Origin of the sequence: Streptomyces sp. NPDC091376, from assembly GCF_044757085.1 — a bacterium.
GTDB classification, from domain to species: Bacteria; Actinomycetota; Actinomycetes; order Streptomycetales; family Streptomycetaceae; genus Streptomyces; species Streptomyces pratisoli.
The window spans coordinates 19,373-44,838 of the sequence record NZ_JBIVUF010000002.1; the positions used below are offsets into that span (position 1 = coordinate 19,373).

The window sequence follows — 25,466 nt, forward strand, 5'->3', positions numbered from 1 at the left end:
GCACCGCACGGACGATGCCGATGTCCGGGCCCGAAGTGCGACCGGACCAAGGCTGGACAGGCCACTCGGGCCCGGCCCGAAGGTCCCTGGTCCCTGGTCCCTAGTCCCTCTCCAGGCGGAACGACGCCGGGGCCACCGACGTGCCGGGGAACGTGGCCTCCAGCAGATACGAGCCCGGGGCCGCCGGAGCGGCCGGCGGAGTCGCGCACTGCGGACTGCTCCTGCGGCGGTCCCAGTCCACGGAGTGGGTCACGGTCCGGCCCGCCGGGACCTTCAGGAACAGCGTGCCGCCGGCACTCGGGCAGTCCTTGGAGGACCACGCCTTCTCGTTCTTGCCGTCGGTGATTGCCGACACCGTCAGCACGGCCGCCTTCGGGCCGAAGTCCGCCTTGCAGGCGACGGACGAGGCGTTGTGCGCGGCGAGTTCGAACCGCGGGTTCTGGCCCGGACCGTACGCGGGCTTCACGCTGCGCACCGTCAACTCGACCGCACCCGGGGCGCAGACGGGCAGCGAGGAGCCCGCCGGAACCTGCTCGGCCGCGCCCGTACCGCCGTCGCTCGCCGCACCGCTCGCGCCCGGGTCGCCGTTCTTGCCGCCTTCGGTGCCGCCCGCGTCCGTACCCGTACCGGCGTCGTCGCCGCCCGTGCCGTCGCTGTCGCCGGAATCTCCCGACTCGTCGCGCCCGCCCGGCTGTTCACTGATCGCGGGGCCCGAGCCGCTGGGCCCCGGCGTGATGGAGGGCGCGGGGTTCGCGCCGCCCGGCTTGCCGTCGTCGCCCGTCTTCCCGCCGGTGTCACCGAACCTGACCGCCCATGCGATCAGCAGCACGAGGAGGGCGAGCAGCACCAGCGCGACCGCCCTCCGTCGCCAGTAGATGGAGGAGGGAAGCGGCCCGACCGGATTGCGCAGAGATCCCACGTACCGAACTGTACGAGAGAACCAGCACAACTCCCGCCCCACCCGCCGCTCATGGTTCCCGAATGTACTGATCATCATCATGTGCTCCTGTTTTCGGGCACCTTGAGGAGCGCCGCCCCCCGACGAGAGCCGGGGTGGTGGCCGTCGGCCGCGGGTGGAACCGGGGACGGATGAGTGCGGCCCCCGGTCATGAACAGCGATCTCTCCGGCCTCTCCGGCGGATGGGACGCGCGGGCACCCGGCAGCCCGCCCAGCGACCACTCGACGACCGCCGGCGCGGCTGCCTTCGCACTCGTGCTCGTACGACGTGGCCGTGGGTCCGCTGCCGGGCGCGGCCGTCCCGGTGCTGTTCGCACGCGCGCCGACCCGGGTACGGGCGCCGACCCGGGTACAGGCGCCGACCCCGGTACGGGCGCCGACCCCGGTACGGGTGCCGACCCGGTACGGGTGCCGACCCGGTACGGGTGCCGACCCGGCCGGCGGCTCCCTGATCACGAACGTGCGCGCCGGACGATCGGCTCCGGCGCCTCGCCTCGCCGGCCAGGGCTCCGACTCGGGCCGCGAATGCGCCCCGACGTGGGTCCCGGCCCTGGCTTGCGCCACCGGTCCGGGACTGGGCCCGAGCAGGAAGCCACGCCCGGCCCTGCCCCCGCCCGGGCTCACAGATGCACCGATCAGGACGCTGACATGTGCTCCGCGCCGGAGCGCATACGCCGCGTCCGGCTCTGGACATGCCAGGATCGGAGGTGCCATGACTGCGACCGACATGCCCTCCCCCGTGACCGACGTCCACTCCGACCCGGACGGTGTTCCCGGCGCCGCCGAGGCCGCCGCAGGCCTCCACGCCCCCGTCCTCGCCTGGTTCGACCAGCACGCCCGTGACCTGCCCTGGCGCCGCGCCGAGGCAGGTGCGTGGGGTGTGATGGTCAGTGAGTTCATGCTGCAGCAGACCCCCGTCAGCCGGGTCGTCCCGGTGTACGAGCAGTGGCTGGCCCGCTGGCCGCGACCTGCCGATCTGGCCGCCGAGGCGCCCGGCGAGGCCGTACGCGCCTGGGGCCGGCTCGGCTATCCCCGCCGGGCGCTGCGGCTGCACGGCGCCGCGGTGGCGATAACGGAGCGGCACGGCGGCGACGTACCGAGCGAGCACCCACAGCTGCTCGCGCTGCCCGGTATCGGGGAGTACACGGCGGCGGCCGTGGCGTCCTTCGCGTACGGGCAGCGGCACGCGGTGCTGGACACGAACGTCCGCCGGGTGTTCGCCCGCGCCGTCACCGGCGTCCAGTACCCGCCGAACGCGACGACCGCGGCCGAACGCAGACTGGCCCGCGCCCTGTTGCCGGACGAGGAGGCGAGGGCCGCGCGCTGGGCCGCCGCCTCCATGGAGCTGGGCGCCCTCGTCTGCACCGCGCGCAACGAGGACTGCGCGCGCTGCCCGGTCGCCGAACTGTGCGCGTGGCGCCTCGCCGGGAAGCCGGCGCACGACGGCCCGCCCCGGCGCGGCCAGACCTACGCGGGCACGGACCGCCAGGTACGCGGCAAACTCCTCGCGGTGCTGCGCGAGGCGGTGACGCCGGTGTCCCGAACGGTGCTGGACCGGGTGTGGGACGAGCCGGTCCAGCGAGCCCGCGCGCTGGACGGGCTGGTCGCGGACGGTCTGGTCGAACCCCTGGAGAATGGCCGGTTCCGCTTGCCTCTGACCTGAGAATCGGTGGCCAACCCCCTGTTACACAACCGATGGACGGCCGTGCGCCCTCCGACGGCTTCTCCGCACAGCCTCGTGACAACTGCTCCGTAGGTTCTTCGACGTAAGCGAGACCACGGAAACACACGGCTTGTCACGGGGCTTGGACGGGGACGGAGGCGGTTGGAATGGCGCACGGCGAGGTGCTCGAATTCGAGGAGTACGTACGCACCAGGCAGGAGGCGCTGCTGCGCAGCGCACGGCGTCTCGTCCCTGACCCGGTCGACGCCCAGGACCTGCTGCAGACCGCGCTCGTGCGCACCTACGGCCGCTGGGACGGCATAGCCGACAAGTCCCTCGCCGACGCCTATCTGCGCCGCGTCATGATCAACACGCGTACGGAGTGGTGGCGGGCCCGCAAGCTCGAAGAGGTCCCGACCGAGCAGCTGCCGGACGCGAGCGTCGAGGACGCCACCGAGCAGCACGCCGACCGGGCCCTGCTCATGGACGTGCTGAAGGTCCTCGCGCCCAAGCAGCGCAGCGTGGTCGTGCTGCGGCACTGGGAGCAGATGACTACCGAGGAGACGGCCGCCGCACTGGGCATGTCGACAGGTACGGTGAAGAGCACGCTGCACCGGGCGCTCGCCCGGCTCCGCCAGGAGCTGGAGAGCCGTGAGCTGGACGCCCGGACACTGGAGCGCTCGGATCGTACGGAACAGACGCACGCAGGTCGTGAGGAACGGGGGCGGGAGCGTTGCGCGGCCTAGCCAGAGGCGGCGGCAGCCCCGGTGACGGGACCGGCCCCGGCGGCGGTTCCCACGTCAGAGGCGGTATCGGACCTTGGGCGGCGAGTGGCACGGCGATGGCCGGGCTCGCCGCCTTCGGGCTGCTCGCGGTCGGTTGCTCGACGGGCGGCACGGGTACGCGCGACGAGGGCCCGGCACGTACGGACCCGGTGGCGCAGTCGCCGTCGACCACGGCGCCGTCCGCCACGGCCTCGCCGGTCAAGAAGGTCGACGCGGTGCGGCTGCTGATGAGCGACCCGAAGGTCAGCAAGAGCGTGAAGGCCGATCTGCGGCCCTGCTCGGCGGACGCGTACGCGATCGACACCTCGTACGGGAGCCTCACCGACAACGCGCAGGCGCCGGACGTGGTGGTGAACGTGATGACGTGCGGAGACGCGGTGGGCATCGGCACGTATGTGTACCGGTCGGACGACGGCACGTACGAGAATGTCTTCGCCAAGGAGGAGCCCGCGGTCTACTCGACCATCGACCGCGGGGATCTTGTCGTCACCCAGCAGGTGTACGCCAAGGACGACCCGGTCTCCTACCCCTCCGGCGAGATCGTGACCACCTATCGCTGGTCGGGGAACAAGTTCGCGGAGCACGATCGGGTGGAGAACGAGTACAGCCGGGTGGTCGGCGGCGAGGAAGAACCGCCGACGACTCCCGCGCCGAGCGAGAACTGACCGGACCCGGCCTCACCTGACCGCCGGAACGGACCGGAGACCCGGCACGGACCGGAGACAGGGAGCGGCCGGGCCCGGTCGCGTACCGAACGAGAGACGACAACCGAGAGAGCTGCGGGATGGCCGAGACACATGTCCTGTTCGTCGAGGACGACGACGTCATCCGCGAGGCCACCCAGCTCGCGCTGGAGCGCGACGGCTTCGCGGTGACCGCGATGCCGGACGGGCTGGCCGGTCTGGAGGCCTTCCGCGCGAAGAGGCCCGACATCGCGCTGCTCGATGTGATGCTGCCGGGACTGGACGGTGTCAGCCTCTGCCGCCGGATCAGGGACGAGTCGACCGTGCCCGTGATCATGCTGTCGGCGCGGGCAGACTCGATCGACGTGGTCCTCGGCCTGGAGGCGGGCGCGGACGACTACGTCACCAAGCCGTTCGACGGGGCCGTGCTGGTCGCCCGGATCCGTGCCGTGCTGCGCCGCTTCGGCCACGCGGGCGGGATCGCCGGCGACTCCGGCGACCCCGGGCAGGACAGCGAGCGCGGCGTGCTGACCTTCGGTGACCTGGAGGTCGACACGGAGGGCATGGAGGTGCGCCGGGCCGGTGAGCCGGTCGGGCTCACGCCGACGGAGATGCGGCTCCTGCTGGAGTTCTCGTCCGCGCCGGGCACGGTGCTGTCGCGCGACAAGCTGCTGGAGCGCGTCTGGGACTACGGCTGGGGCGGTGACACCCGCGTCGTCGACGTCCATGTGCAGCGGCTTCGTACGAAGATCGGCCAGGACCGGATCGAAACGGTCCGGGGCTTCGGCTACAAGCTCAAGGCATGAGGCGTCTCGCCCTGCGTACCGGGGTGCGCTGGAAGATCAGCATCGCCATCGCCGCGGTGGGCGCGCTCATCGCGTTCGCGCTGAGTCTGGTCGTGCACAACGCCGCCCGGGTCTCGATGCTCGAGACCTCGCGCGATCTGCAGATGAGCCGGCTGGTCTTCGCCCAGCGCATCTACGAGACCACCAAGCCCAGGACCGAGCCCAAGCTGGGGTCCAAGCTCAACGACCCAGAGCTGCCGCGGCAGCTGAGGAACCTGCTCGCGGACGGCCGCCAGGCCACCTATGTGCAGGGGGACGGTCCGGCTCCCGACATCTGGGCGGCCGTGCCGCTCAGCAACGGCGATGTGCTCTCCCTGCACAGCCCGGTCCCCAACCGCAGCGCGGACATCATGGAGGACCTCGACCGGGCCCTCGTCATCGGCTCGGTGTCGGTGGTCTTCGTCGGCTGCGCGCTGGGTGTGCTCATCGGCGGGCAGCTCTCGCGCCGGCTGCGCAAGGCCGCCGCGGCGGCCGGCAAGGTCGCCGAGGGCAACACGGACGTACGGGTCCGCAAGGCCGTCGGCGGCGTCGTACGCGACGAGACCGACGAGCTCGCCCGTGCCGTGGACGCGCTGACCGACGCCCTCAACGAGCGCATCGAGGCCGAGCGCCGGGTCACCGCCGACATCGCGCACGAGCTGCGCACGCCGGTGACGGGGCTGCTCACGGCGGCGGAACTGCTGCCGCCCGGCAGGCCGACCGAGCTGGTACGGGACCGGGCCCGGGCCATGCGCACCCTGGTCGAGGACGTCCTGGAGGTCGCCCGCCTGGACAGCGCCTCGGAGCGGGCCGAGCTCCAGGAGATCGCGCTGGGTGAGTTCGTCGCCCGGCGGGTCACGGCGCTGGACCCGGACGTGCGGATCAACGTCGTCCACGAGTCGTGGGTCAACACGGATCCGCGGCGGCTTGAACGGATCCTGCTCAATCTGCTGACCAACGCCGCCAAGTACGGCAAGCCGCCGATCGAGGTCACGGTCGAGGGCCGGGTGGTCCGCGTCCGCGACCACGGTCCCGGCTTCCCCGAGGCGCTGCTGCGCGAGGGCCCGAGCCGGTTCCGCACGGGCGCGAGCGATCGCGCGGGTACGGGCCACGGCCTGGGCCTGACCATCGCGGCAGGCCAGGCGCGGGTCCTCGGTGCCCGGCTGACGTTCCGCAACGCCGCCCCCGGGGCCACGGCGGCGCCCGGCGGCACCGGCGGTGCGATCGCCGTCCTCTGGCTCCCGGAGCACGCCCCGACGAACACGGGCAGCTTCCCGATGCCGACGCGCCTCGACTGACCGGCCGGACACAGACGGTGCCCCGGCCGGCCCGCTCGGGCGCCTGTCGGCTACGCCCAGCTCTTGCTCAGGTCGAGTTCCTCGCTGCGCTGCGTGAGCGAGTACCAGTTGCCGTTGTCGTCACGGAAGATCGCCTCGATCCCGTACGGCCGCTCCTGCGGCTCCTGCAGGAACTCCACCCCCTTCGCCTTGAACGCTTCGTAGTCCCCGCGGCAGTCGTCGGTGCGGAAGGCGCCCGCCCCGATCACTCCCTTGCTGACCAGCTCGGTCAGTGCCTTGGCGGACTCGGGGTCCATCCCCGGCCCGTCGGGACGCATCAGAGCCATCTCCAGCTCGGGCTGGTCCTTGGCCCCGACGGTGATCCAGCGCATGTCGCCCATCGCCATGTCCGTGCGCACCACGAGGCCGAGCTTCTCGGTGAAGAAGTTCTTGGTGCGCTCCTGGTCGAGCGTCCAGACGGTGGTGAGGCCAAGGCCCTTGATCATGTCCTGCTCCCGCGGTTCCGGTGTTGTGAGGGCGTGCTGGGGACTGCCCTGCCACCGTAGACAGCGGGCTGCTCAGCCCGCTTCTCCAGAATTGCGGTTCGGAAAGCCGCCGGCCCACAGCAGTGCGTAACACCCCGGTATGAGCGCCGCGCCTCGTCCCACGTGCTTCGTGCGGTAGGCGCTCGGCGACAGGCCGGTCTGCTTCTTGAACCGGGCCGAGAAGGTGCCGAGGCTGCTGAAGCCGACCAGTGAGCAGATTTCGGTGACCGAGAGATCCGCGGAGCGGAGCAGCTCCTCGGCCCGCTCGATCCGTCTGCGCGACAGATACTGGCCGGGCGTCTCGCCGTAGACCGTTTTGAAGGCCCGGACGAAGTGGAATCGCGAGTACCCGGCGTGGGCCGCCACCGCGTCGAGGTCGAGCGGCCCGGCCCAGTCCCGGTCCATGGCGTCCTTGGCGAACCGCAGCTGCCGCAGATGGGCGAGGTGGGCCGTCACGGGGGTGGTGCTCCCCCCGTGCCGCTTCCCGGACCTCTCCCCGTGCTTCTCCACGTACCCGATGCTGACATGCCCCACTGACAACGGCCCCCGGCGCTGTGCGCCGGGGGCCGTCATGGGTCTGTCCGCCCTTGGGCGGGCACGCGGACAGGTCGGACAAGGACGGGTCAGACGCTCTCCGCCGGCTGCGGTTCGCCCCGCCGGCTGTCGGCCGCACCGGTCTCCGGCTGCGCCGGACCCGCGCCCTTCAGCGGCACCTCCTTGACGAGGAACGCCGCCAGGAAGCCGATGACCGCGACCGCCGAGCCGAGCAGGAACGCGGAGTGCGTCCCCGAGGACACCGCGACCTGGTACGCCTCCCGAACCTGCTCCGGCAGCTTGGCCAGGCTCGCGGCGTCCAGCTGTGCCGACTGCTGGGTGGCCGCGCCCCCGCCCCGTCCCGCCATCTCGTCCTGCACCCGTGAGGTGAAGAGCGCACCCATGATCGCGACGCCGAAGGAGGAGCCGAGCGTACGGAAGAGGGTGGTCGCGGAGGAGGCGACGCCCATGTCCTTCATCTCGACGCTGTTCTGCGCGACCAGCATCGTGATCTGCATCAGGAAGCCCATGCCGGCGCCGAGGACGGCCATGTAGAGGCCGGAGGTGAGCCGTGAGGTGCCGGTGTCCATCTGGGCGAGCAGGAAGAGGCCCGCCACCATCAGCCCGCCACCGATGATCGGGAAGATCTTGTACTTGCCGCTGTTGGTGGTGACCCGGCCCGCGATCAGCGAGACGACCATCATCGACAGCAGCATCGGCAGGAGCAGCAGTCCTGAGTTGGTGGCGGAGGCGCCCTGCACGGACTGCTGGAACAGCGGCAGGAAGAGCACGGCGCCGAACATCACGAAGCCGGTCAGGAAGCCGATCACCGACATGAGGGTGAAGTTGCGGCTGCGGAAGATGTGCAGCGGCATGATCGGCTCCGCCGCCTTCGTCTCCACGAAGAGGAAGCCGATGAGCGAGGCGACACCGATCGCGATGAGCTCCATGATCACGGCGGAGCCCCAGGCGTACTCCGTGCCGCCCCACGTGGTGACGAGCACGATCGAGGTGATGCCGATCGTGAGCAGCGCGGCTCCGAGGTAGTCGATCCGGCTCTTGCCCGCGCCCCGCTCCTTCTTCGGGAGGTGCAGCACGGTGGTGAGCATCGCGAGCGCGACGACGCCGAGCGGCAGGTTGATGTAGAAGCTCCAGCGCCAGCCCCAGTGGTCGGTGATGGTGCCGCCGACCAGCGGCCCGCCGATCATGGCGAGGGCCATGACGCCGGCCATCATGCCCTGGTACTTGCCGCGCTCCCGCGGCGGTATGAGGTCGCCGATGATCGCCATGACGCCGACCATCAGACCGCCGGCGCCCAGACCCTGCACGGCCCGGAAGCCGATCAGCTGGCCCATGTCCTGGGCCATGCCGCTCAGGGCCGACCCGATCAGGAAGATGACGATCGCGGTGAGGAAGACGCCCTTGCGGCCGTACATGTCGCCGAGCTTGCCCCAGATGGGGGTGGAGGCGGCGGTGGCCAGGGTGTACGCGGTGACCACCCAGGACAGATGGGCGAGGCCGCCCAGCTCGCCGACGATCGTCGGCATGGCGGTGCCGATGATCATGTTGTCCAGCATGGCGAGCAGCATCGCGATCATGAGTGCGAGCAGGACGACACGGACGCTGCGCGGCTGCGCTCCCGCCGGTGCGGCGGCCGCCGCCTCGTGTCCCGGGGACGGCATGCCCCCCGCGGATGCCTCGGGCTCCGCGGGCGCCGCCCCCTTCTCTGCCTTCTGTCCTGCCACCGTTCCACTCCCCTGGGTACTTACTTGCCGCCCGGCTAGTTCACTAGACTGGGAAAGTAGCCCCGCAACTAGCCGGGCGTCAAGTAAGTTCCGTTTCAGGAGAGCTTCCATGGCCAGAGGCAACACCCGACAGCGCATTCAGGACGTCGCCCTGGAGCTCTTCGCGGAGCATGGCTACGAGAAGACGTCGCTGCGTGAGATCGCAGAGAAGCTCGAGGTCACGAAGGCGGCGCTGTACTACCACTTCAAGACCAAGGAAGACATCGTCATCAGCATCTTCCGGGATCTGACGCAGCCGATCGACGAGCTGATCACCTGGGCCGAGGAGCAGCCGCGCACCCTGGAGACCAAGCAGGAGATCCTGCGGCGCTACCAGGCGGCGCTCACGGGAGCCGCCCCGCTCTTCCGCTTCATGCAGGAGAACCAGGCCACCGTGCGCGAGCTGAGCATCGGCGAGACCTTCAAGAAGCGCACGATGACGATGGCCGGGCTGGTCGAGGACCCGGACCTCGGCATGACCGACCGGGTCCGCTGCATCAGTGCGCTGTTCACGATGCACGCCGGCATGTTCTTCATGCAGAACGTCGAAGGCGACCCCGAGGAGAAGCGTGAAGCCGTCCTCGAAGTCGCCATCGATCTGGTGACACAGGCCCATCGCGGCCCACGGAAGTGAGCTGCGGGCCCCATGGGGTGCGCGTCAGATGGTGACGCCCTGGGCGCGAAGGAAGTTCGCCGGGTTCAGGGCGGAGCCGTAGTTCGGGGTCGTACGGATCTCGAAGTGCAGGTGCGGGCCGGAAGAGTTGCCGGTGTTGCCGGACAGGGCGATGAGCTTGCCCGCCTTCACGGTCTGGCCTATGCCGACGTTGATCTTCGACAGGTGGGCGTACTGCGAGTACTTGCCGTTGCCGTGCTTGATCACGATGGCGTTGCCGTACGCGGAACCGTCGCCGCCGCCGTTCGGGCCGGCCTTCACGACGACACCGCCGCCGGCGGCCTTGACCGGGGTGCCGACCGGAACGGCGAAGTCCTGGCCGGAGTGCTTGTGGGACCACATGGCGCCGCCCTGGTTGAAGCTGGCGGACAGCGTGTAGTGGGCGACGGGCTTGACCCAGGCGTTGGCCTTCTTCGCGGCGGCGGCCGGCTTGGCCTCGGCAGCCACGGGGGCGGCCTTCGCCGTGTCGGCCGACGCGACACCGGCACCGGCTCCGACGACCATCACGGCGCCGAGTCCAGCGGCCACCACGGCGCCACGGGTACGGATCGCGGACGGGCGGAAACGGTTGAGGGTGTTGCTGCGCTTCGACATGCGGGGAGAACCTCCGGGCTGTACGGGCAAGAAGCGACCCGGCGCTTCTGCACCGGGGCAACACCTTGGTAACCCGGGCCCCCAACTCAGCTCAAACACCCCATCTACGACATCTCGTCGTAGCCGCACCCGTGTGAGCGGGACCCTTGACGGAATCGAATCGCCAGTCCCGCAATGTCCGAAATCTCCGGACGAAGGGTGGTTTAGCGGCACGCAGGGGCTGCACGGATCCGTCGAGGGCCGTACCCCTCCACAGAGCCCCGCCCGGGCGGCCGAAAGTCCCGCCCACCGATCCCCGAACGCCCCGGAGCGCGGCCCCGCAGCCCCACTAGGCCACCTAGTAGTCTCGGAAACGCCTGTGCGCCTTGTCACGGCCGGTGGGACCAAAGTCCTTCCGTTTCGGGACCAAAGTCCCGTTAGCCACGAGCGCCGCACGACATCAGGCGGAATGCCGGATACCCCAGCCTTGGGGGGATATGTCCCTCCTGGGACAAGGGGAGAGTCCTGATGGAGCCCGCACTCGTCGGTACCCGGCTCGCCTCGGCCGCCCTCACCCCACTCCTCAAGCGGCTCCTGGTCAGGGAGGGAAGCGGCGCGGCCCTCACGGACAAGCCGGTACGGCTCGCCGGGCTCGTCTCGTTCCGCGGCGAGAAGCGCACCCTCACGGAGAAGGACGTTCGCACGCTCGCGGGCACCCTCGTCCAGGAATCCCTGGCCCGCCCGGGTGAGCCCCCCTTCCCGGCCGACGAGACCGAGGCCGTGGCCGACGCCCTCGCCCGTACGCTGCTCGCGCTCGGCGACCTGGAGATGGACGACGTCCAGGCCGTACGACAGGGCCACCGCGAGCTGGCACAGCGGCTGCGCGCCACCACGGCGGCCCGCCGCGCCGCCGAAGGGCTGTCGGCGGACGCCACCCTCTACCTCGACTCGGTCAGCGAGTGGGCCTGCCTGCACATCCTGCAGTTCTTCACCCAGCGCTCCTCCTTCGTCGCCCGCACCCTGGTCGAGCAGAGCCGCACCCAGGCCGAGCTGATCGCCAAGCTCGACGAGCTGATCCTCCGGGTGCCCCGCGCCGACGCCCGCGACGTGGCCTTCGAGCGCCGCTATCTGGCGTACACGGGGAAGAAGCACGGCAGCCTGACGATCTACGGCATCGATCTGCGCGACTCGCCCGAGACGTTGCCGCTGGACGTGGCCTATCTGAGCCTGGAGGCGACCGACGACGGGAGCGGGCACGACGACCGCACCACGCGGACCGCCCGGAGCCCGCGAACCGCGCGGGCCCAGGAGCAGACGGCCCCGGTCGGGTCACGGGCGCGGGTGGGACCGCCGAAGGAGCCGCCGCGCGAGGCGGAGCCGCTGGAGGAACTGCCGGAGGAGACGGCCCCACCGATCCGCGCCGACCGGGCCCTCGCCGACCGCCACCGCGTCCTGCTTCGCGGAGTCGCCGGTTCCGGCAAGACCACGCTGGTCCAGTGGCTCGCCCTGGCCACGACCCGGCAGGACCCGGACGAGCGGATGGCCCATCTTCACGACCGCATCCCCTTCGTCCTCCCGCTGCGCACCCTCACCCGCCACGGCGAGCGCCTGCCCGCCCCCGACCGCTTCCTCACCGCCGTCGGCTGCCCCCTCGCCCCGCCCGACGGCTGGGCGGACCGGGTCCTAACCGCCGGACGCGGCCTGATCCTCGTCGACGGCATCGACGAGATCCCCGAGGCCGAGCGGGACCGCACCCGCCGCTGGCTCCGCGATCTGCTCGCCACGTACGACGGCGGCAACCGCTGGCTCGTCACCTCGCGCCCCTCCGCCGTACGCGACGACTGGCTCACCTCCGACGGTTTCACCGAACTCACCCTCTCTCCCATGAACCGTGCCGCCGTCGCCACCTTCGTCGATCGCTGGCACCAGGCAGCGGGCCCGGACGCGGCGCCGCACCGGCAGCCGCTCCTCGACGCCCTCCGCACGAAGCAGGATCTGGCGCGCCTCGCCACCAACCCCCTCATGTGCGGCCTCATCTGCGCACTGCACCGCGACCGCCGAGGCTTTCTGCCACGCGGCCGCAAGGCCCTGTACGAAGCCGCGCTGTCGATGCTGCTCACCCGCCGCGACCGGGAGCGGGACATGGGCACCCCGTCCGGGGTCGACCTCCCCGAGGCCCCGCAGATCCAGCTGATCCAGCGCCTGGCGTACTGGCTCACGCTCAACGGGCGCACGGAGATGGACCGTTCCCGTGCCGAGACACTGGTCCTCGGGGCGATTCCCGCGGTGCCCGAGGCGGCGGCCGCCGGGGATCCCCAAGCGGTCTTCGCCCATCTGCTCCAGCGCAGCGGACTGCTGCGCGAACCCTCCCCCGGTGCCGTGGACTTCGTCCACCGCACGTTCCAGGACCACCTCGCGGCCAAGGCGATCGTCGACGAATGGCACATCGGCGTACTGACGCGGCATGCGGCGGACGACCAGTGGGAGGACGTCATCCGTATGTCGGTGGCCCATGCACGGCCACGCGAATGCGCGGAGATCTTCACGGAGCTGCTGGCGGCGGCGGACTCGGCACAGGACCGCGCCGTCCGGCTGCGCATCCTGGTGGTCGCGGCGGCGGCGATGGAGGAGGCGACGGAGATCGCACCGGACATCCGCGAGGCGCTGCTGAGCCGCACGGCGCAGGTGATCCCGCCGCACAACCGGTCCGAGGCGCGCGAACTGGCCGCCGCGGGCCCACTCGTCCTGGACCTGCTGCCAGGTCCCGAGGACGCGGCCGACGACAACGCCGCCCGGATGACCGTCACCACGGCGTCGTACATCACCTCGGACGCGGCGATCCCGTTCCTCGCACGGTACGCCCGGCACCCGTCGCTGCCGGTGCGCGCGCAGTTGGTCTGGGCCTGGGACCGCTACCCCACCGAGCGGTACGCGGCCGAGGTCATCGCCGCCATCGACCCCGCCGGCCTGCACTTCACCATCCGCAGCGAGGAACAGGCCACGGCACTGAGGGAGATCGGCGGAAGGGAGGCACTGCACTTCCAGGGCGACCTGCCCGAGGACCTCATCGCCGACACCGTACGGGCCTGCTCCCCCGGCTTCATCCGCATCTCCGGCAACACCTCGCTGAGGGACCTGCGGTGTCTGCGCGACGCTCCCACCACGCTCGCCCTCGAACTGAACCGCTCTCCGGCGCTCTCCGATCTCTCCGCGCCCGCCGGGTGCCGGATCAGCGATCTGACACTGGACGACCGGCAGCTCGCCGCCGTCACCGTCCCCCCGCCCGTCACGAGGCTGCGCCTGGAACTGCGTGACGGACAGCAGTCGCTCGCCCGCGTCCCGGAACTCTTCCCGGACGTCGAGACCCTGACACTGGTGCGCATCTGGACGCCGGTGGAGGACGTGGCACTCGCGCCGCTGACCGCGCTGGCCAAGCTGCGGTCACTCGACATCATCACGACAGACGGTACGTTCACGGGTCTCGACAGCCTTCCGCCCCAAGTTCGGGTGACCGTCGACGAGATGGCGTAGGCCGCGGGCCACGCCTCCTTCCCGCCTCCGCCCGTGTCCGCCATCCTCGTGTGGCATGAGCAGACCCGTGATTCGCCGCGCCTGGACCTGGCCGCTCGCCCTCGGCGTCGTCGCCGCCCTCACCTGGAGCGCGGGCGGCGCCCCCGCCGGAGCGGGGCCCTCCGCCATCGGGCTCAAGGGCGCCATCGACACGATCCTCGCCGACTCCCGGATGGAGGGCGCCGCCGCGAGCGTCGTCGTCGCCGACGCCACCACCGGACAGCGGCTCTACGAACGCGCCGCCGGCGACCGGCTGATGCCCGCCTCCAACACCAAACTCGCCACCTCGACCGCCGCGATGGCACTGCTCGGCCCCGACCACCGGTTCCGTACCGACGTGCTGTCCACCGGCAGCCGCTCCGGATCGACCCTCCACGGCGACCTCTATCTCCGCGGTACGGGCGACCCCACCACGCTCGCCTCCGACTACGGCGAACTCGCCGCCCAGCTTCGTCAGTCCGGGATCCGGAGGGTCACCGGCCGCATCGTCGCCGACGACACCCGCTTCGACACCAGCCGGCTGGGCCGCTCCTGGGCCGCCGACGACGAGTCCTCCTACTACTCGGCCCAGATCTCCCCGCTGACCGTCGCCCCCGACACCGACTACGACGCCGGCACCGTCATCGTCGAAGCGCTTCCCGGCGCCGCTCCCGGCGCCAGGCCCGTCGTGAAACTCACCCCGCCGACCGGCTACGTACGCGTCGACGTCCGGGGCACCACCGTCCCCGCCGGAGGGACCGACACGCTCGCCGTCGAGCGCGAGCACGGCACCAACACCATCGTCGTCAGTGGGAACATCCCGGTCGGCGGCTCCGCCACCAAGGAGTGGGTCACCGTCTGGGAGCCGACCGGCTACGCGGCGTCCGTCTTCGCCGATGCCCTCGCCGGGCAAGGTGTACGCGTCCACGGCTCCCCGCGCCTCGGCCGCCCCACCCCGCCCGGCGCGAAGGTCCTCGCCTCACACAGCTCCATGCCGCTCAAGGAGCTGATGCTCCCCTTCATGAAGCTGTCCAACAACATGCACGCCGAGGCGCTGACCAAGACGATCGGCTACGAGACGGCCGGGCACGGCACCTGGAGCGCGGGCCTCGCCGCCATCGACGGCTTCCTGAAGAAGGAGGGCGTCGACGCGGCGAAGCTCCGCCAGGTCGACGGCTCCGGGCTGTCCCGGATGAACGTCTTCTCCGCCGACCAGCTCACCCGGCTGCTGCTGGCGGTCCGCGACGCGCCCTGGTACGCCGACTGGCACGCGTCGCTGCCCGTCGCCTGCAACCCCGACCGCGCGATCGGCGGCACCCTCCGCACCCGTATGTGCAACACCCCGGCCGCTCTCAACGCCCGCGCCAAGACCGGCTCGCTGACCGGCGCTTCCGCGCTCTCCGGATACGTCACCGACGCCGGGGGCCGCGAACTCGTCTACAGCATCGTGCTCAACAACTACCTCGCGTCCTCCGTGAAGAGCATCGAGGACGCCATCGTGGTGACCCTGGCCCGGTCCGACACTGCCGACGGCGAGATCGCCGCCGCGCGGCCGTCCGTACCGCAGCAGCTGCGCAATGCCCCGCGGCCGGCCCACGGCGACCTCGAATGCGCCTGGCGGAAGCCGGAGTTCTGCTGAGCCGAGGACACGGAGAAAGGGCTGCCCTCGGACCCTGAGGTCCGGGGGCAGCCCCTTGTGCGCGCTCGGAACGCTTACGCGTCCTTCGACAGGTTCGGCCCGGCGCCGCCGCCCGCCGCCGACTCGATCGGCGGGACGTCAGGCAGAGCCGACTTCTCCTCACCGCGGAAGGTGAACTTCTTCTCCTCACCCTCGCCCTCGGTGTCGACGACCACGATGTGACCGGGACGCAGCTCGCCGAAGAGGATCTTCTCGGAAAGCAGGTCCTCGATCTCACGCTGGATCGTCCGGCGCAGCGGACGGGCACCCAGGACGGGGTCGTAGCCCTTCTTCGCCAGCAGGAGCTTCGCCTCCTGGCTGAGCTCGATGCCCATGTCCCGGTCCTTCAGGCGCTCGTCCACCTTGGCGATCATCAGGTCGACGATCTGGATGATGTCTTCCTCCGACAGCTGGTGGAAGACGACCGTGTCGTCGACGCGGTTCAGGAACTCCGGCCGGAAGTGCTGCTTCAGCTCTTCGTTGACCTTCGCCTTCATCCGGTCGTAGGTGCTCTTCGTGTCGCCCTGGGCGGCGAAGCCCAGGTTGAAGCCCTTGGAGATGTCCCGGGTCCCGAGGTTGGTCGTCATGATGATGACCGTGTTCTTGAAGTCCACGACCCGGCCCTGGGAGTCGGTCAGTCGACCGTCCTCCAGGATCTGGAGAAGGGAATTGAAGATATCGGGGTGGGCCTTCTCGACCTCGTCGAAGAGGACGACGGAGAACGGCTTCCGGCGCACCTTCTCGGTGAGCTGGCCGCCCTCTTCGTAACCCACGTATCCGGGCGGGGAACCGAAGAGACGCGAAACCGTGTGCTTCTCGCTGAACTCCGACATGTCGAGGGAGATCAGCGCGTCCTCGTCGCCGAAGAGGAATTCGGCGAGCGTCTTGGAGAGCTCGGTCTTACCGACACCGGACGGGCCGGCGAAGATGAACGACCCACCGGGGCGCTTCGGGTCCTTCAGACCGGCACGGGTACGCCGGATCGCCTGGGACAGCGCCTTGATGGCGTCCTTCTGGCCGATGACGCGCTTGTGGAGCTCGTCCTCCATGCGAAGCAGACGGGAGGACTCCTCCTCCGTCAGCTTGAAGACCGGGATGCCGGTGGCCGTGGCGAGGACCTCGGCGATCAGCTCGCCGTCCACCTCGGCGACGACGTCCATGTCGCCGGCCTTCCACTCCTTCTCCCGCTTGGCCTTCGCCGCCAGCAGCTGCTTCTCCTTGTCGCGGAGAGACGCCGCCTTCTCGAAGTCCTGGGAGTCGATCGCGGACTCCTTGTCCCGGCGGACACCGGCGATCTTCTCGTCGAACTCGCGGAGGTCCGGCGGAGCGGTCATCCGGCGGATGCGCATCCGGGAGCCGGCCTCGTCGATCAGGTCGATCGCCTTGTCCGGCAGGAAGCGGTCCGAGATGTACCGGTCGGCCAGGGTCGCGGCCTGGACCAGCGCCTCGTCCGTGATGGAGACGCGGTGATGCGCCTCGTAACGGTCGCGCAGGCCCTTGAGGATCTCGATGGTGTGCGGCAGGGACGGCTCGGCGACCTGGATGGGCTGGAAGCGGCGCTCCAGGGCCGCGTCCTTCTCCAGGTGCTTGCGGTACTCGTCGAGCGTCGTCGCACCGATGGTCTGCAGCTCGCCTCGCGCCAGCATCGGCTTGAGGATCGAGGCGGCGTCGATCGCGCCCTCGGCGGCGCCCGCACCCACCAGGGTGTGGAGCTCGTCGATGAACAGGATGATGTCGCCGCGGGTGCGGATCTCCTTGAGGACCTTCTTCAGGCGCTCCTCGAAGTCACCGCGGTAGCGGGAGCCGGCGACCAGCGCGCCCAGGTCCAGGGTGTAGAGGTGCTTGTCCTTGAGGGTCTCGGGCACCTCGCCCTTGACGATGGCCTGCGCCAGGCCCTCGACGACCGCCGTCTTGCCGACGCCGGGCTCGCCGATGAGCACCGGGTTGTTCTTGGTCCGGCGGGACAGCACCTGCATGACCCGCTCGATCTCCTTCTCGCGCCCGATGACCGGGTCGAGCTTGGACTCACGAGCGGCCTGGGTGAGATTCCGGCCGAACTGGTCGAGGACGAGTGAGGTCGAGGGCGTGCCCTCGGCCGGGCCGCCTGCCGTGGCGGCTTCCTTGCCCTGGTAACCGGAGAGCAGCTGGATGACCTGCTGCCGCACCCGGTTGAGATCGGCGCCCAGCTTCACGAGGACCTGGGCGGCGACGCCCTCGCCCTCGCGGATCAGGCCGAGCAGGATGTGCTCGGTGCCGATGTAGTTGTGGCCCAGCTGAAGAGCCTCACGGAGCGACAGCTCCAGTACCTTCTTGGCACGGGGCGTGAAGGGAATGTGCCCGGACGGGGCCTGCTGGCCCTGACCGATGATCTCCTCCACCTGCTGGCGGACCGCCTCGAGCGAAATCCCGAGGCTCTCCAGGGCCTTAGCGGCGACACCCTCACCCTCGTGGATCAGGCCCAGGAGGATGTGCTCGGTGCCGATGTAGTTGTGGTTGAGCATCCGGGCTTCTTCCTGAGCCAGGACGACAACCCGCCGCGCGCGGTCGGTGAACCTCTCGAACATCGTTAATCGCTCCTCAGAGCGGTCAGTCAGTTAGGGGTCGATCCCCTCCCTGTCCTTCCGCAGCTTAGTCCCGCGAGCGGGGACCGCTCATTCCAACTGCCGACACCCGTCGATGGCCTCCTGCCCCGAACGCCGACAAATGCTCCAACCCGATGGTGCGAGACGATGTTCCCGCAGGCCAAGCAGTTACCCGTGCCATCTGTACGCCGATGGCGAACGTGAGACCGCTGAACCCTGCGTGTCGTCCGTCCCCACTAGGGATGTCTTACCCGTATGCACGGACACTCCATGCCGCGCGCACCGGTTCCCTCAGCTACGGGCGAACATCCTTGCGCCCCCGAACACGCCTCCATCACCTCCTTCCAGCCACTCTGAGCGACCACCTCCCGACATTCCGTAACTATCGGGCCGTCCCGGTAGTTCCCGGGGCATGGCGTTCACTCTCCCGGTACCGCGCGCGCCGCTCGATGACAGCAGCACACGGTGGTATGAGTACGAGCTTGGCTGGCCAACGGCCGAAGGGCCACCGGTACAGCTTCTGACCGGGCTGCGCTTCGACGTGCTGGAGCTGCCGGCCGATGCCGGGTTCGCGCTGCTCAGGCGGTGCGGACGCACCGGTCCCGTCGCTCTGGCGGGGAGCAGGATGCGATTTCTGGTGGCCGCGGGCAGCGCCGAGGAGCTGCCGGGGCTGCTCGGCTGGCTGGAGTGGGGCGGGATCGCGCTCGACCTGACCGCCCTCGGCACGGGCGGGTCCATTCCCGCGCCGCCGCCGCCGCACGTGCGTGCCGCCCCGTCGGTACCGCCACAGGGGGCCGCCGTCTGGCTGCGGCCCCCGGAGCCGGGACACGAGGTGGAACCGTCACTTCCGGCGTTCACCGCTGTCGGGCGAAAGGCCGGGCCCGGGGGCGGTGGGGGCACCCCCGACCTCGTACGGCTCGTGGACGCGGCGGCGAATGCCTGCCACCGGGCCCGGTTGGTGCGTACGAATGCGGCAGGGCCGCATACGCATGCTCAGCCGTTGGCCTTCTCGTAGGCCTCGCGGATCTCGGCGGGAACGCGGCCGCGGTCGTTGACGCTGTAGCCGTTCTCCTTGGCCCACTTGCGGATCTCCGCCGTGTCCTTGTTGCCGGTCGCGGCGGCGGCACGGCCCTTTCCGCGGCCGGTCGCCGCACGGCCGCCGGTACGCCGGCCACCCTTGGTGTACGGATCGAGCAGGCCACGGAGCTTGTCCGCATTGGCGGTGGTGAGGTCGATCTCGTAGGTCTTGCCGTCCAGAGCGAACGTCACGGTCTCGTCCGCCTCGCCGCCGTCGAGGTCATCGACAAGAAGGACCTGAACCTTCTGTGCCACCGGATTTCCTTTCATCGAAAATGCAGTACTCGGAAAGGAAACCGCTTTTCTCTGGAAAACACAAACCCCTGGCAGAGGTTCAGAACCCCGGGAACGCGGGAAACGTACGCGATTCGGACATAGGGGTTCAGTCCTGCGTTCCGTTCCGCCCCTCTTCCCGTCGATGCGGGATCACAGGTGCAGAAGCATCCGGCTGTTACCCAAGGTGTTCGGCTTCACTCGTTCGAGACCGAGGAACTCGGCGACACCCTCGTCATAGGAACGCAGCAGCTCGCTGTAGACATCTCCCTCGACCGGAGTCTCGCCGATCTCCACGAACCCGTGCTTCGTGAAGAAGTCCACTTCGAAGGTCAGGCAGAATACCCGGCGCACACCCAGCCAGCGGGCCGTGTGCAACAGCTTGTCCAGCAGGTGATGGCCGACGCCTGAGCCCCTGAACTGCGGATCCACCGCGAGAGTGCGGACTTCCGCGAGATCTTCCCACATCACGTGGAGCGCACCGCAGCCGACCACTCGGTCGTCCGTCTCGCGTTCCGCGACCCAGAACTCCTGGATGTCCTCGTAAAGCGTGACCGTCGCTTTGTCGAGCAGGATGCCTTCGCCCACGTACGGATCCACGAGACGGCGGACTGCCTGCACATCGCTGGTCCTGGCCCGCCGGACGGTGACGGCATTTGCTGCGGCATTGGGAAGGGGATGCGCTGACGACATGACCGGACGCTATCGCCCCGCTCCGTCCGCGCCGTCGGCGCCCTCGGCGTCCTCGGCGTCCTCGGCGTCCTCGACGTCCTCGGCCCCCTGTTCGGGAGTACCCTCCGGCAGCCCTTGCGGGGAAGCTTCCCGGGTCGCTTCGAGAGCGTCTTCCTCGGGGTCGCGCTGAACGACGCGGATCGCGTCCCGGAGTGCCTGGCGCTGGTCCGAGGACATCATGCCGAAGAAGGCGACAAGGGCTGAGGCGGGGTTGTCGCTCTGGGACCATGCTTCGTTCATCAGTGCGGCCGAGTAGGCGGCCCGGGTGGAGACCGCGGTATATCGATAGGCACGACCTTCGACTTCCCTGCGCACCCAGCCCTTCTGATGGAGATTGTCCATTACCGTCATGACGGTTGTGTAGGCGATGGACCGTTCCTGCTGGAGATCTTCCAGCACTTCGCGCACCGTCACCGGGCGGTTCCATTGCCAGATGCGCGTCATGACGGAGTCTTCGAGCTCTCCCAATTGGCGGGGCACATCGCCACCATAGTCTGAGATGTCGGAATGACTGGCTATTGACGTAGTTCGGGTACGAAAAAGGACGTACGGCCTTGTTGAGCCGTACGTCCTGGAAGCAGCGGGGTCGGACCGGGGTCAGGCCTCTTTCGGGCGCTCGGCCGGGGCGGACTGACGAGCGGCCTCCGCGCGTGCCATCGCCGCGTCCACCGCGGCGTCCTCCTTGGCCTTGTTCGGGCCGCCCTGGCTCTTCACGATCGTCACGACGAGAGCGATGAAGAACCCGGCCATCACGATGGGGGGCAGGAGCGCGGATACGTAGTCCATGCCCTCCAGAGTAGCTATCCGGCAGCCCGCTTCTCCGGCGGGGGGACGGGGCGGCGGCGCGGCGGGAAGACCTCGCCGGGCGTGGGGATGGGGCGGTCCGGCCGCGGAGCGGGCCTGGGTGAGGGTTTGGGGGCCGCCGGGCGGGGCTCCTGCTTGTCCCCGGTGGCGGCGGCACGGCCGCCGGGCAGGGCGAGCAGACGGATGCGCGGCGGGGCCGAGACCGGCGCCCGGCCGGCTGCCCGCTCGGCCGTGCGGCCGGCCAGCCGGGCGCGGACCGATTCCTCGGCGAGATCCTGGCAGCGCTCCAGCAGCGCGGCCGTCAGCGGCGTCCGGCGCAGTGAGCGCAGGGCGGCGAGATCCTCGGGGGCCGGCTCGTACCCGGCGGCGAGGGCGTCCTGGAGGAGCTCCAGATAGCCCCCCTCCGAGCCGGGAAGGGCGTCGCGGTACCTGGCCAGGTCGGCGAGGAGGAACGTACGCAGCCGGCCCGCCTCACGGACGGCCTCGTCCACGGACTGGGCGAGCCGCAGGCACTCCTGGGCGGTGTTCCCGCCCGGGCCTTCGGCCGTGTCGGTGGGGCGGAACTGGTCGGGGTGGAGGGCGATGGCGAGGGCGCGGCGGAGCACACGCAGTTCGTCCGCGCTGAACGCCATGCCGCCGCGGGATCCGTATGGCGTGGGCATGGGCCGACGATACGCGCTAATCGGACAAAATTTGTTTAACGTCTGACTCGTGGCGCGGCGCCGGCACCGGACGGCCGAGGGTGCCGGCGCGGGTTCACATACGCGAGACGTTCCGCTCGTACACGAGGCGCAGGCCGATCAGCGTCAGCCAGGGCTCGTGCTCGTCGATCACGGACGACTCGGCGAGCACCACCGGCGCCAGGCCTCCCGTCGCGATCACGGTCACCTCGTCCGGGTCCTCGGCGAGCTCCCGCTTCATGCGCTCGACGACGCCGTCCACCTGGCCCGCGAAGCCGTACACGATGCCCGCCTGCATGGCCTCGACCGTGTTCTTGCCGATGACGCTGCGCGGGCGGGCCAGCTCGATCTTGCGGAGCTGGGCGCCCCGCACCCCGAGGGCGTCGACCGAGATCTCGATACCGGGGGCGATGACCCCGCCCGCGTACTCGCCGCGGGCGCTGATCGCGTCGAAGGTCGTCGCCGTGCCGAAGTCGACGACGATCGCCGGGCCGCCGTACAGCTCGACGGCGGCGACCGCGTTGATGATGCGGTCGGCGCCGACCTCCTTGGGGTTGTCCGTCAGGACCGGCACACCGGTCTTGACGCCGGGCTCGACGAGGACGGCGGGGACGTCGCCGTAGTAGCGGCGGGTCACCTCACGCAGTTCGTGCAGCACCGACGGGACGGTGGCGCAGATCGCGATGCCCTCGATGCCGTCGCCGAGTTCCTCACCGAGCAGCGGGTGCATGCCCATCAGCCCGTTGAGGAGCACCGCCAGCTCGTCGGCGGTGCGGCGCGGATCGGTGGAGACGCGCCAGTGCTCCACGATGTCCTCGCCGTCGAAGAGGCCGAGGACGGTGTGGGTGTTGCCGACGTCGATGGTGAGCAGCATCGGTTCAGACCCCGGCCTCTCGCAGGTCGAGGCCGATGTCGAGGATCGCGGAGGAGTGGGTGAGGGCCCCGACCGCGAGGTAGTCGACGCCCGTCTCGGCGTACGCCCGGGCGTTGGCCAGGGTGAGACGGCCGGAGGACTCCAGGACCGCGCGATTCCTGACCAGGGCGACGGCCTCCTCGGTCTCCACCGGCGTGAAGTTGTCGAGCAGGATCAGGTCCGCTCCGGCGTCCAGGACCTCGCGGACCTGGTGGAGGGTGTCGACCTCGACCTCGACGGGGAGGTCCGGGGTGCCCAGCTCGGCGAGCGTCTCCCGGACGGCCTTGAAGGCCTGAGCGACGCCGCCCGCGGCGACGACGTGGTTGTCCTTGACGAGCGCCGCGTCGGACAGCGACATGCGGTGGTTGACGCCGCCGCCGCAGCGCACGGCGTACTTCTCCAGGGCGCGCAGGCCCGGCGTCGTCTTGCGGGTGTCGCGCACGCGCGCCTCGGTGCCTTCGAGGGCGTCGGCCCAGGCGCGGGTGGCGGTGGCGATGCCGGAGAGGCGGCACAGGAGGTTCAGGGCGCTGCGCTCGCCGGTGAGCAGGTCACGGGTGCGGGCGGTCACGGAGAGGAGCTTCTGGCCCGCCTCGACGCGGTCGCCGTCCTCGACATGGCGCTCGACCTCGAATGCGTCGGTGCAGACGATCGAGAGGACCGCCTCGGCGACCCGCAGGCCCGCGACGACACCGTCCTCGCGGGCGGTGAAGTCGCCGGTCGCCACCGCGTCCTCGGGGACGGTGGCGACGGTCGTGATGTCGACGCCGCCGTCCAGGTCCTCCTCGATCGCGAGGTGCGCGATGTCCTCGACCTGGACGGGGTCGAGACCGGCCTCGGCGAGGAGTTCGGCGAGGGCGGGGTCGAGACCGCACTCGTACACCTCGTCGGCGCAGCCGCAGTCGTCGCCGCAGCTCGCCTCGCCGGCGGGGGCGCCGATCTGGATCAGCGGGACGTCAACGGGCTCCGGACGTTCTTCGGGCGTACTCACGGTTACGGCTCCCTGTCGGCGGTGGGGCTGGTGGGGATCGGGGTTACGGGCGGAAGTGCTTCGGTGGCGGTGCGGCGTACGACGAGTCGGCGGTCAGGGGTGAGCCGGACGACGATATGACGGCGCCACTGCGCGTCGTCCCGCCCGGGGTGGTCCTCGCGCCAGTGGCAGCCGCGGGTCTCCGCGCGCTCACGGGCGGCGGCCACCAGGACCCGCGAGACGAGCAGCAGATTGGCCGCCTCCCAGGACTCGACGCCCGGCTCGGCGGCCTTGTCGAACTCCTCGGCGTCGTGCAGCGCCGACAGGTGCAGCGCCTCCAGCGCGTCCGCCGCCTCGTCCAGGCTCGCGGCGGAACGGAGCACACCCGCGCCGCGCGTCATGATCCGCTGGATCTCGTGCCGCGCCTCGGGCATGAGCAGCGGTACGAGGCCCCCTGCCGCAACGGCCCCGCCGTCCGGGCAGACCGTACGTGGGGACTCGGCGGCGGCCGGCGGCGCACCGGCCGGCTCGGCGTCGGCCGCGGGCCCGCCCAGCCAACCGGCAGCGGCCTGCGGGCGCCCTTCGGGCCGCGCCGCGTCCGTGGCCGGGCCGGAGGTCCCGCCGTCGGGGGCCGGTGCACCGGGCTCCCGCGTCGCGATCGCCGTCGCGATGCGCTCCGCGAAGACCAGGCCCTCCAGGAGGGAGTTGGAGGCCAGACGGTTGGCGCCGTGGACGCCCGTGCAGGCGACCTCACCGCAGGCGTAGAGCCCCGGGACGGTCGTGCGGCCGTGGAGGTCGGTGCGCACGCCGCCGGATGCGTAGTGGGCCGCCGGGGCGACCGGGACGGGCTCGGTGACCGGGTCGATGCCATGGGCACGGCAGGCCGCGAGGATCGTGGGGAAGCGGGTCTCCCACATCTCGGCGCCGAAGTGGCGGGCGTCCAGGAACATGTGGTCCGCGCCCTGCTCCTGCATGCGGCGCATGATGCCCTTCGCCACGATGTCGCGGGGAGCGAGCTCGGCCAGCTCGTGCCGGCCCAGCATGAAGCGGTTGCCGGACGCGTCGACGAGGTGGGCGCCCTCGCCCCGTACCGCCTCGGAGACGAGCGGCTGCTGGCCCTCGGACTCCGGGCCCAGGTACAGGACGGTCGGGTGGAACTGCACGAACTCGAGGTCGCTGACCTCCGCGCCGGCGCGCAGTGCGAGCGCCACCCCGTCCCCGGTGGACACCGGCGGATTGGTGGTGGCGGAGAAGACCTGGCCCATGCCGCCGGTCGCCAGGACCACCGCGGGCGCGTGCACCGCGCCGACGCCGTCGTGCTGGCCCTCGCCCATGACGTGCAGGGTGATGCCCGCCGTACGGCCTTCCGCGTCCGTCAGAAGGTCCAGCACCAGCGCGTGCTCGATGACGCGGACGGCCCCGTCGCGTATCGCCGTGACCAGCGCCCGGGAGATCTCCGCGCCCGTCGCGTCGCCGCCCGCGTGGGCGATACGGCGCCGGTGGTGGCCGCCCTCGCGGGTGAGCGCGATGCTTCCTTCGGCGGTCAGATCGAAGCGGGCGCCCGTCGCGATCAGCCGCCGTACAGCGTCGGGCCCTTCGGTGACGAGGGTGCGTACGGCCTCCTCGTCGCACAGTCCGGCGCCCGCGACCAGGGTGTCGTCCAGATGCTGCTCGGCGGTGTCGCCCTCGCCGAGCGCCGCGGCGATGCCGCCCTGCGCCCAGCGGGTGGAACCGTCGTCCAGGAGTGCCTTGGTGACCACGACCGTACGCAGACCCTCGGCCGTGCACCGCAGGGCCGTCGTCAGGCCGGCGACGCCGGAGCCGACCACGACGACGTCGGCCTCGATGGACCAGCCGGGCGCGGGTGCGTTCAGCCGTATGACGGTGCCGGGGCGGCCGCTGCTGGTCATGC

The 25,466-nt window shown here is 70.7% G+C and carries 23 protein-coding genes; 9 read left to right on the plus strand and 14 right to left on the minus strand.

Features of this window, described 5'->3' with window-relative positions; all coding sequences use genetic code 11:
* Positions 1–100: 100 nt before the first annotated feature.
* Positions 101–919 carry a hypothetical protein gene (locus ACIQMR_RS04280; protein WP_401382731.1) on the minus strand — a complete coding sequence of 273 codons (819 nt, stop codon included), beginning with the start codon at positions 917–919 and terminating at the stop codon, positions 101–103.
* Positions 920–1,670: 751 nt separating this feature from the next.
* On the opposite strand from ACIQMR_RS04280, the gene ACIQMR_RS04285 reads away from it, so the two are divergent.
* The 5 genes from ACIQMR_RS04285 to cseC all read left to right on the plus strand — a co-directional run bounded on the left by ACIQMR_RS04285 (position 1,671) and on the right by cseC (position 6,211).
* Positions 1,671–2,621, plus strand: a complete 951-nt coding sequence (locus tag ACIQMR_RS04285; protein WP_401382734.1) for an A/G-specific adenine glycosylase — start codon at positions 1,671–1,673, stop codon at positions 2,619–2,621.
* A 167-nt stretch (positions 2,622–2,788) separates the two neighbouring features.
* A complete protein-coding gene (locus ACIQMR_RS04290; RefSeq protein WP_401382739.1) occupies positions 2,789–3,367 on the plus strand; it encodes a SigE family RNA polymerase sigma factor in 579 nt (192 codons plus the stop codon).
* A 95-nt stretch (positions 3,368–3,462) separates the two neighbouring features.
* The gene (locus tag ACIQMR_RS04295) at positions 3,463–4,071 is read left to right on the plus strand and encodes a hypothetical protein (protein ID WP_401382741.1); all 609 of its coding nucleotides are present in this window, start codon (positions 3,463–3,465) and stop codon (positions 4,069–4,071) included.
* A 119-nt stretch (positions 4,072–4,190) separates the two neighbouring features.
* Positions 4,191–4,895 carry a two-component system response regulator CseB gene (gene cseB / locus ACIQMR_RS04300; protein WP_401382744.1) on the plus strand — a complete coding sequence of 235 codons (705 nt, stop codon included), beginning with the start codon at positions 4,191–4,193 and terminating at the stop codon, positions 4,893–4,895.
* Entirely contained in the window at positions 4,892–6,211 is a 1,320-nt protein-coding gene (gene cseC / locus ACIQMR_RS04305; RefSeq protein ID WP_401382747.1) for a two-component system sensor histidine kinase CseC, read from the plus strand. Before cseB ends, cseC begins: the two co-directional genes overlap by 4 nt.
* Before the next feature lie 50 nt (positions 6,212–6,261).
* Here cseC and ACIQMR_RS04310 read toward each other — a convergent pair whose 3' ends face one another.
* The 3 genes from ACIQMR_RS04310 to ACIQMR_RS04320 all read right to left on the minus strand — a co-directional run bounded on the left by ACIQMR_RS04310 (position 6,262) and on the right by ACIQMR_RS04320 (position 8,951).
* The gene (locus ACIQMR_RS04310; protein ID WP_266381215.1) at positions 6,262–6,696 is read right to left on the minus strand and encodes a VOC family protein; all 435 of its coding nucleotides are present in this window, start codon (positions 6,694–6,696) and stop codon (positions 6,262–6,264) included.
* 72 nt (positions 6,697–6,768) lie between these two features.
* The gene (locus tag ACIQMR_RS04315; protein WP_401384042.1) at positions 6,769–7,140 is read right to left on the minus strand and encodes a helix-turn-helix transcriptional regulator; all 372 of its coding nucleotides are present in this window, start codon (positions 7,138–7,140) and stop codon (positions 6,769–6,771) included.
* A gap of 218 nt (positions 7,141–7,358) precedes the next feature.
* A complete protein-coding gene (locus ACIQMR_RS04320) occupies positions 7,359–8,951 on the minus strand; it encodes an MDR family MFS transporter (protein ID WP_401384043.1) in 1,593 nt (530 codons plus the stop codon).
* 172 nt (positions 8,952–9,123) lie between these two features.
* Between ACIQMR_RS04320 and ACIQMR_RS04325 the strand changes: the two genes are divergently transcribed.
* Positions 9,124–9,687: a TetR/AcrR family transcriptional regulator gene (locus tag ACIQMR_RS04325; protein WP_401382750.1), complete on the plus strand. Its 564-nt coding sequence runs from the start codon at positions 9,124–9,126 to the stop codon at positions 9,685–9,687.
* 24 nt (positions 9,688–9,711) lie between these two features.
* On the opposite strand, the gene ACIQMR_RS04330 is transcribed toward ACIQMR_RS04325, so the two are convergent.
* The gene (locus ACIQMR_RS04330; protein ID WP_358663514.1) at positions 9,712–10,320 is read right to left on the minus strand and encodes a M23 family metallopeptidase; all 609 of its coding nucleotides are present in this window, start codon (positions 10,318–10,320) and stop codon (positions 9,712–9,714) included.
* A gap of 507 nt (positions 10,321–10,827) precedes the next feature.
* Between ACIQMR_RS04330 and ACIQMR_RS04335 the strand changes: the two genes are divergently transcribed.
* On the plus strand, positions 10,828–13,830 hold the full coding sequence (locus ACIQMR_RS04335; protein ID WP_401382753.1) for an NACHT domain-containing protein: 3,003 nt from the start codon (positions 10,828–10,830) through the stop codon (positions 13,828–13,830).
* 55 nt (positions 13,831–13,885) lie between these two features.
* Complete coding sequence (dacB, locus tag ACIQMR_RS04340; RefSeq protein ID WP_401382756.1) at positions 13,886–15,487, plus strand: D-alanyl-D-alanine carboxypeptidase/D-alanyl-D-alanine-endopeptidase; 1,602 nt, start codon at positions 13,886–13,888, stop codon at positions 15,485–15,487.
* A gap of 74 nt (positions 15,488–15,561) precedes the next feature.
* Here dacB and ACIQMR_RS04345 read toward each other — a convergent pair whose 3' ends face one another.
* Positions 15,562–18,090 carry an ATP-dependent Clp protease ATP-binding subunit gene (locus ACIQMR_RS04345; protein ID WP_266381209.1) on the minus strand — a complete coding sequence of 843 codons (2,529 nt, stop codon included), beginning with the start codon at positions 18,088–18,090 and terminating at the stop codon, positions 15,562–15,564.
* A 430-nt stretch (positions 18,091–18,520) separates the two neighbouring features.
* Here ACIQMR_RS04345 and ACIQMR_RS04350 point away from each other — a divergent pair, with 430 nt between their 5' ends.
* Positions 18,521–19,123 carry an SCO3374 family protein gene (locus tag ACIQMR_RS04350; RefSeq protein WP_401382758.1) on the plus strand — a complete coding sequence of 201 codons (603 nt, stop codon included), beginning with the start codon at positions 18,521–18,523 and terminating at the stop codon, positions 19,121–19,123.
* On the opposite strand, the gene ACIQMR_RS04355 is transcribed toward ACIQMR_RS04350, so the two are convergent.
* The 8 genes from ACIQMR_RS04355 to ACIQMR_RS04390 all read right to left on the minus strand — a co-directional run bounded on the left by ACIQMR_RS04355 (position 19,102) and on the right by ACIQMR_RS04390 (position 25,464).
* Positions 19,102–19,440, minus strand: coding sequence for an Lsr2 family protein (locus ACIQMR_RS04355; protein ID WP_266381205.1), 339 nt, complete (start codon positions 19,438–19,440; stop codon positions 19,102–19,104). The genes ACIQMR_RS04350 and ACIQMR_RS04355 overlap by 22 nt on opposite strands.
* Positions 19,441–19,611: 171 nt before the next feature.
* Complete coding sequence (locus ACIQMR_RS04360) at positions 19,612–20,151, minus strand: amino-acid N-acetyltransferase (RefSeq protein WP_401382760.1); 540 nt, start codon at positions 20,149–20,151, stop codon at positions 19,612–19,614.
* Positions 20,152–20,160: 9 nt separating this feature from the next.
* Positions 20,161–20,670 (minus strand): BlaI/MecI/CopY family transcriptional regulator, encoded by a 510-nt coding sequence (locus ACIQMR_RS04365; RefSeq protein WP_401382762.1) that lies wholly within the window; start codon positions 20,668–20,670, stop codon positions 20,161–20,163.
* 117 nt (positions 20,671–20,787) lie between these two features.
* Positions 20,788–20,976, minus strand: a complete 189-nt coding sequence (locus ACIQMR_RS04370) for a hypothetical protein (RefSeq protein WP_328725910.1) — start codon at positions 20,974–20,976, stop codon at positions 20,788–20,790.
* 14 nt (positions 20,977–20,990) lie between these two features.
* Positions 20,991–21,626 (minus strand): hypothetical protein, encoded by a 636-nt coding sequence (locus tag ACIQMR_RS04375; RefSeq protein ID WP_401384046.1) that lies wholly within the window; start codon positions 21,624–21,626, stop codon positions 20,991–20,993.
* A 124-nt stretch (positions 21,627–21,750) separates the two neighbouring features.
* Entirely contained in the window at positions 21,751–22,548 is a 798-nt protein-coding gene (locus tag ACIQMR_RS04380; RefSeq protein ID WP_266381195.1) for a type III pantothenate kinase, read from the minus strand.
* 4 nt (positions 22,549–22,552) lie between these two features.
* Positions 22,553–23,575: a carboxylating nicotinate-nucleotide diphosphorylase gene (nadC, locus tag ACIQMR_RS04385; RefSeq protein ID WP_401382765.1), complete on the minus strand. Its 1,023-nt coding sequence runs from the start codon at positions 23,573–23,575 to the stop codon at positions 22,553–22,555.
* Positions 23,576–23,577: 2 nt separating this feature from the next.
* Positions 23,578–25,464, minus strand: coding sequence for an L-aspartate oxidase (locus tag ACIQMR_RS04390; RefSeq protein WP_401384048.1), 1,887 nt, complete (start codon positions 25,462–25,464; stop codon positions 23,578–23,580).
* Positions 25,465–25,466 lie beyond the last annotated feature (2 nt).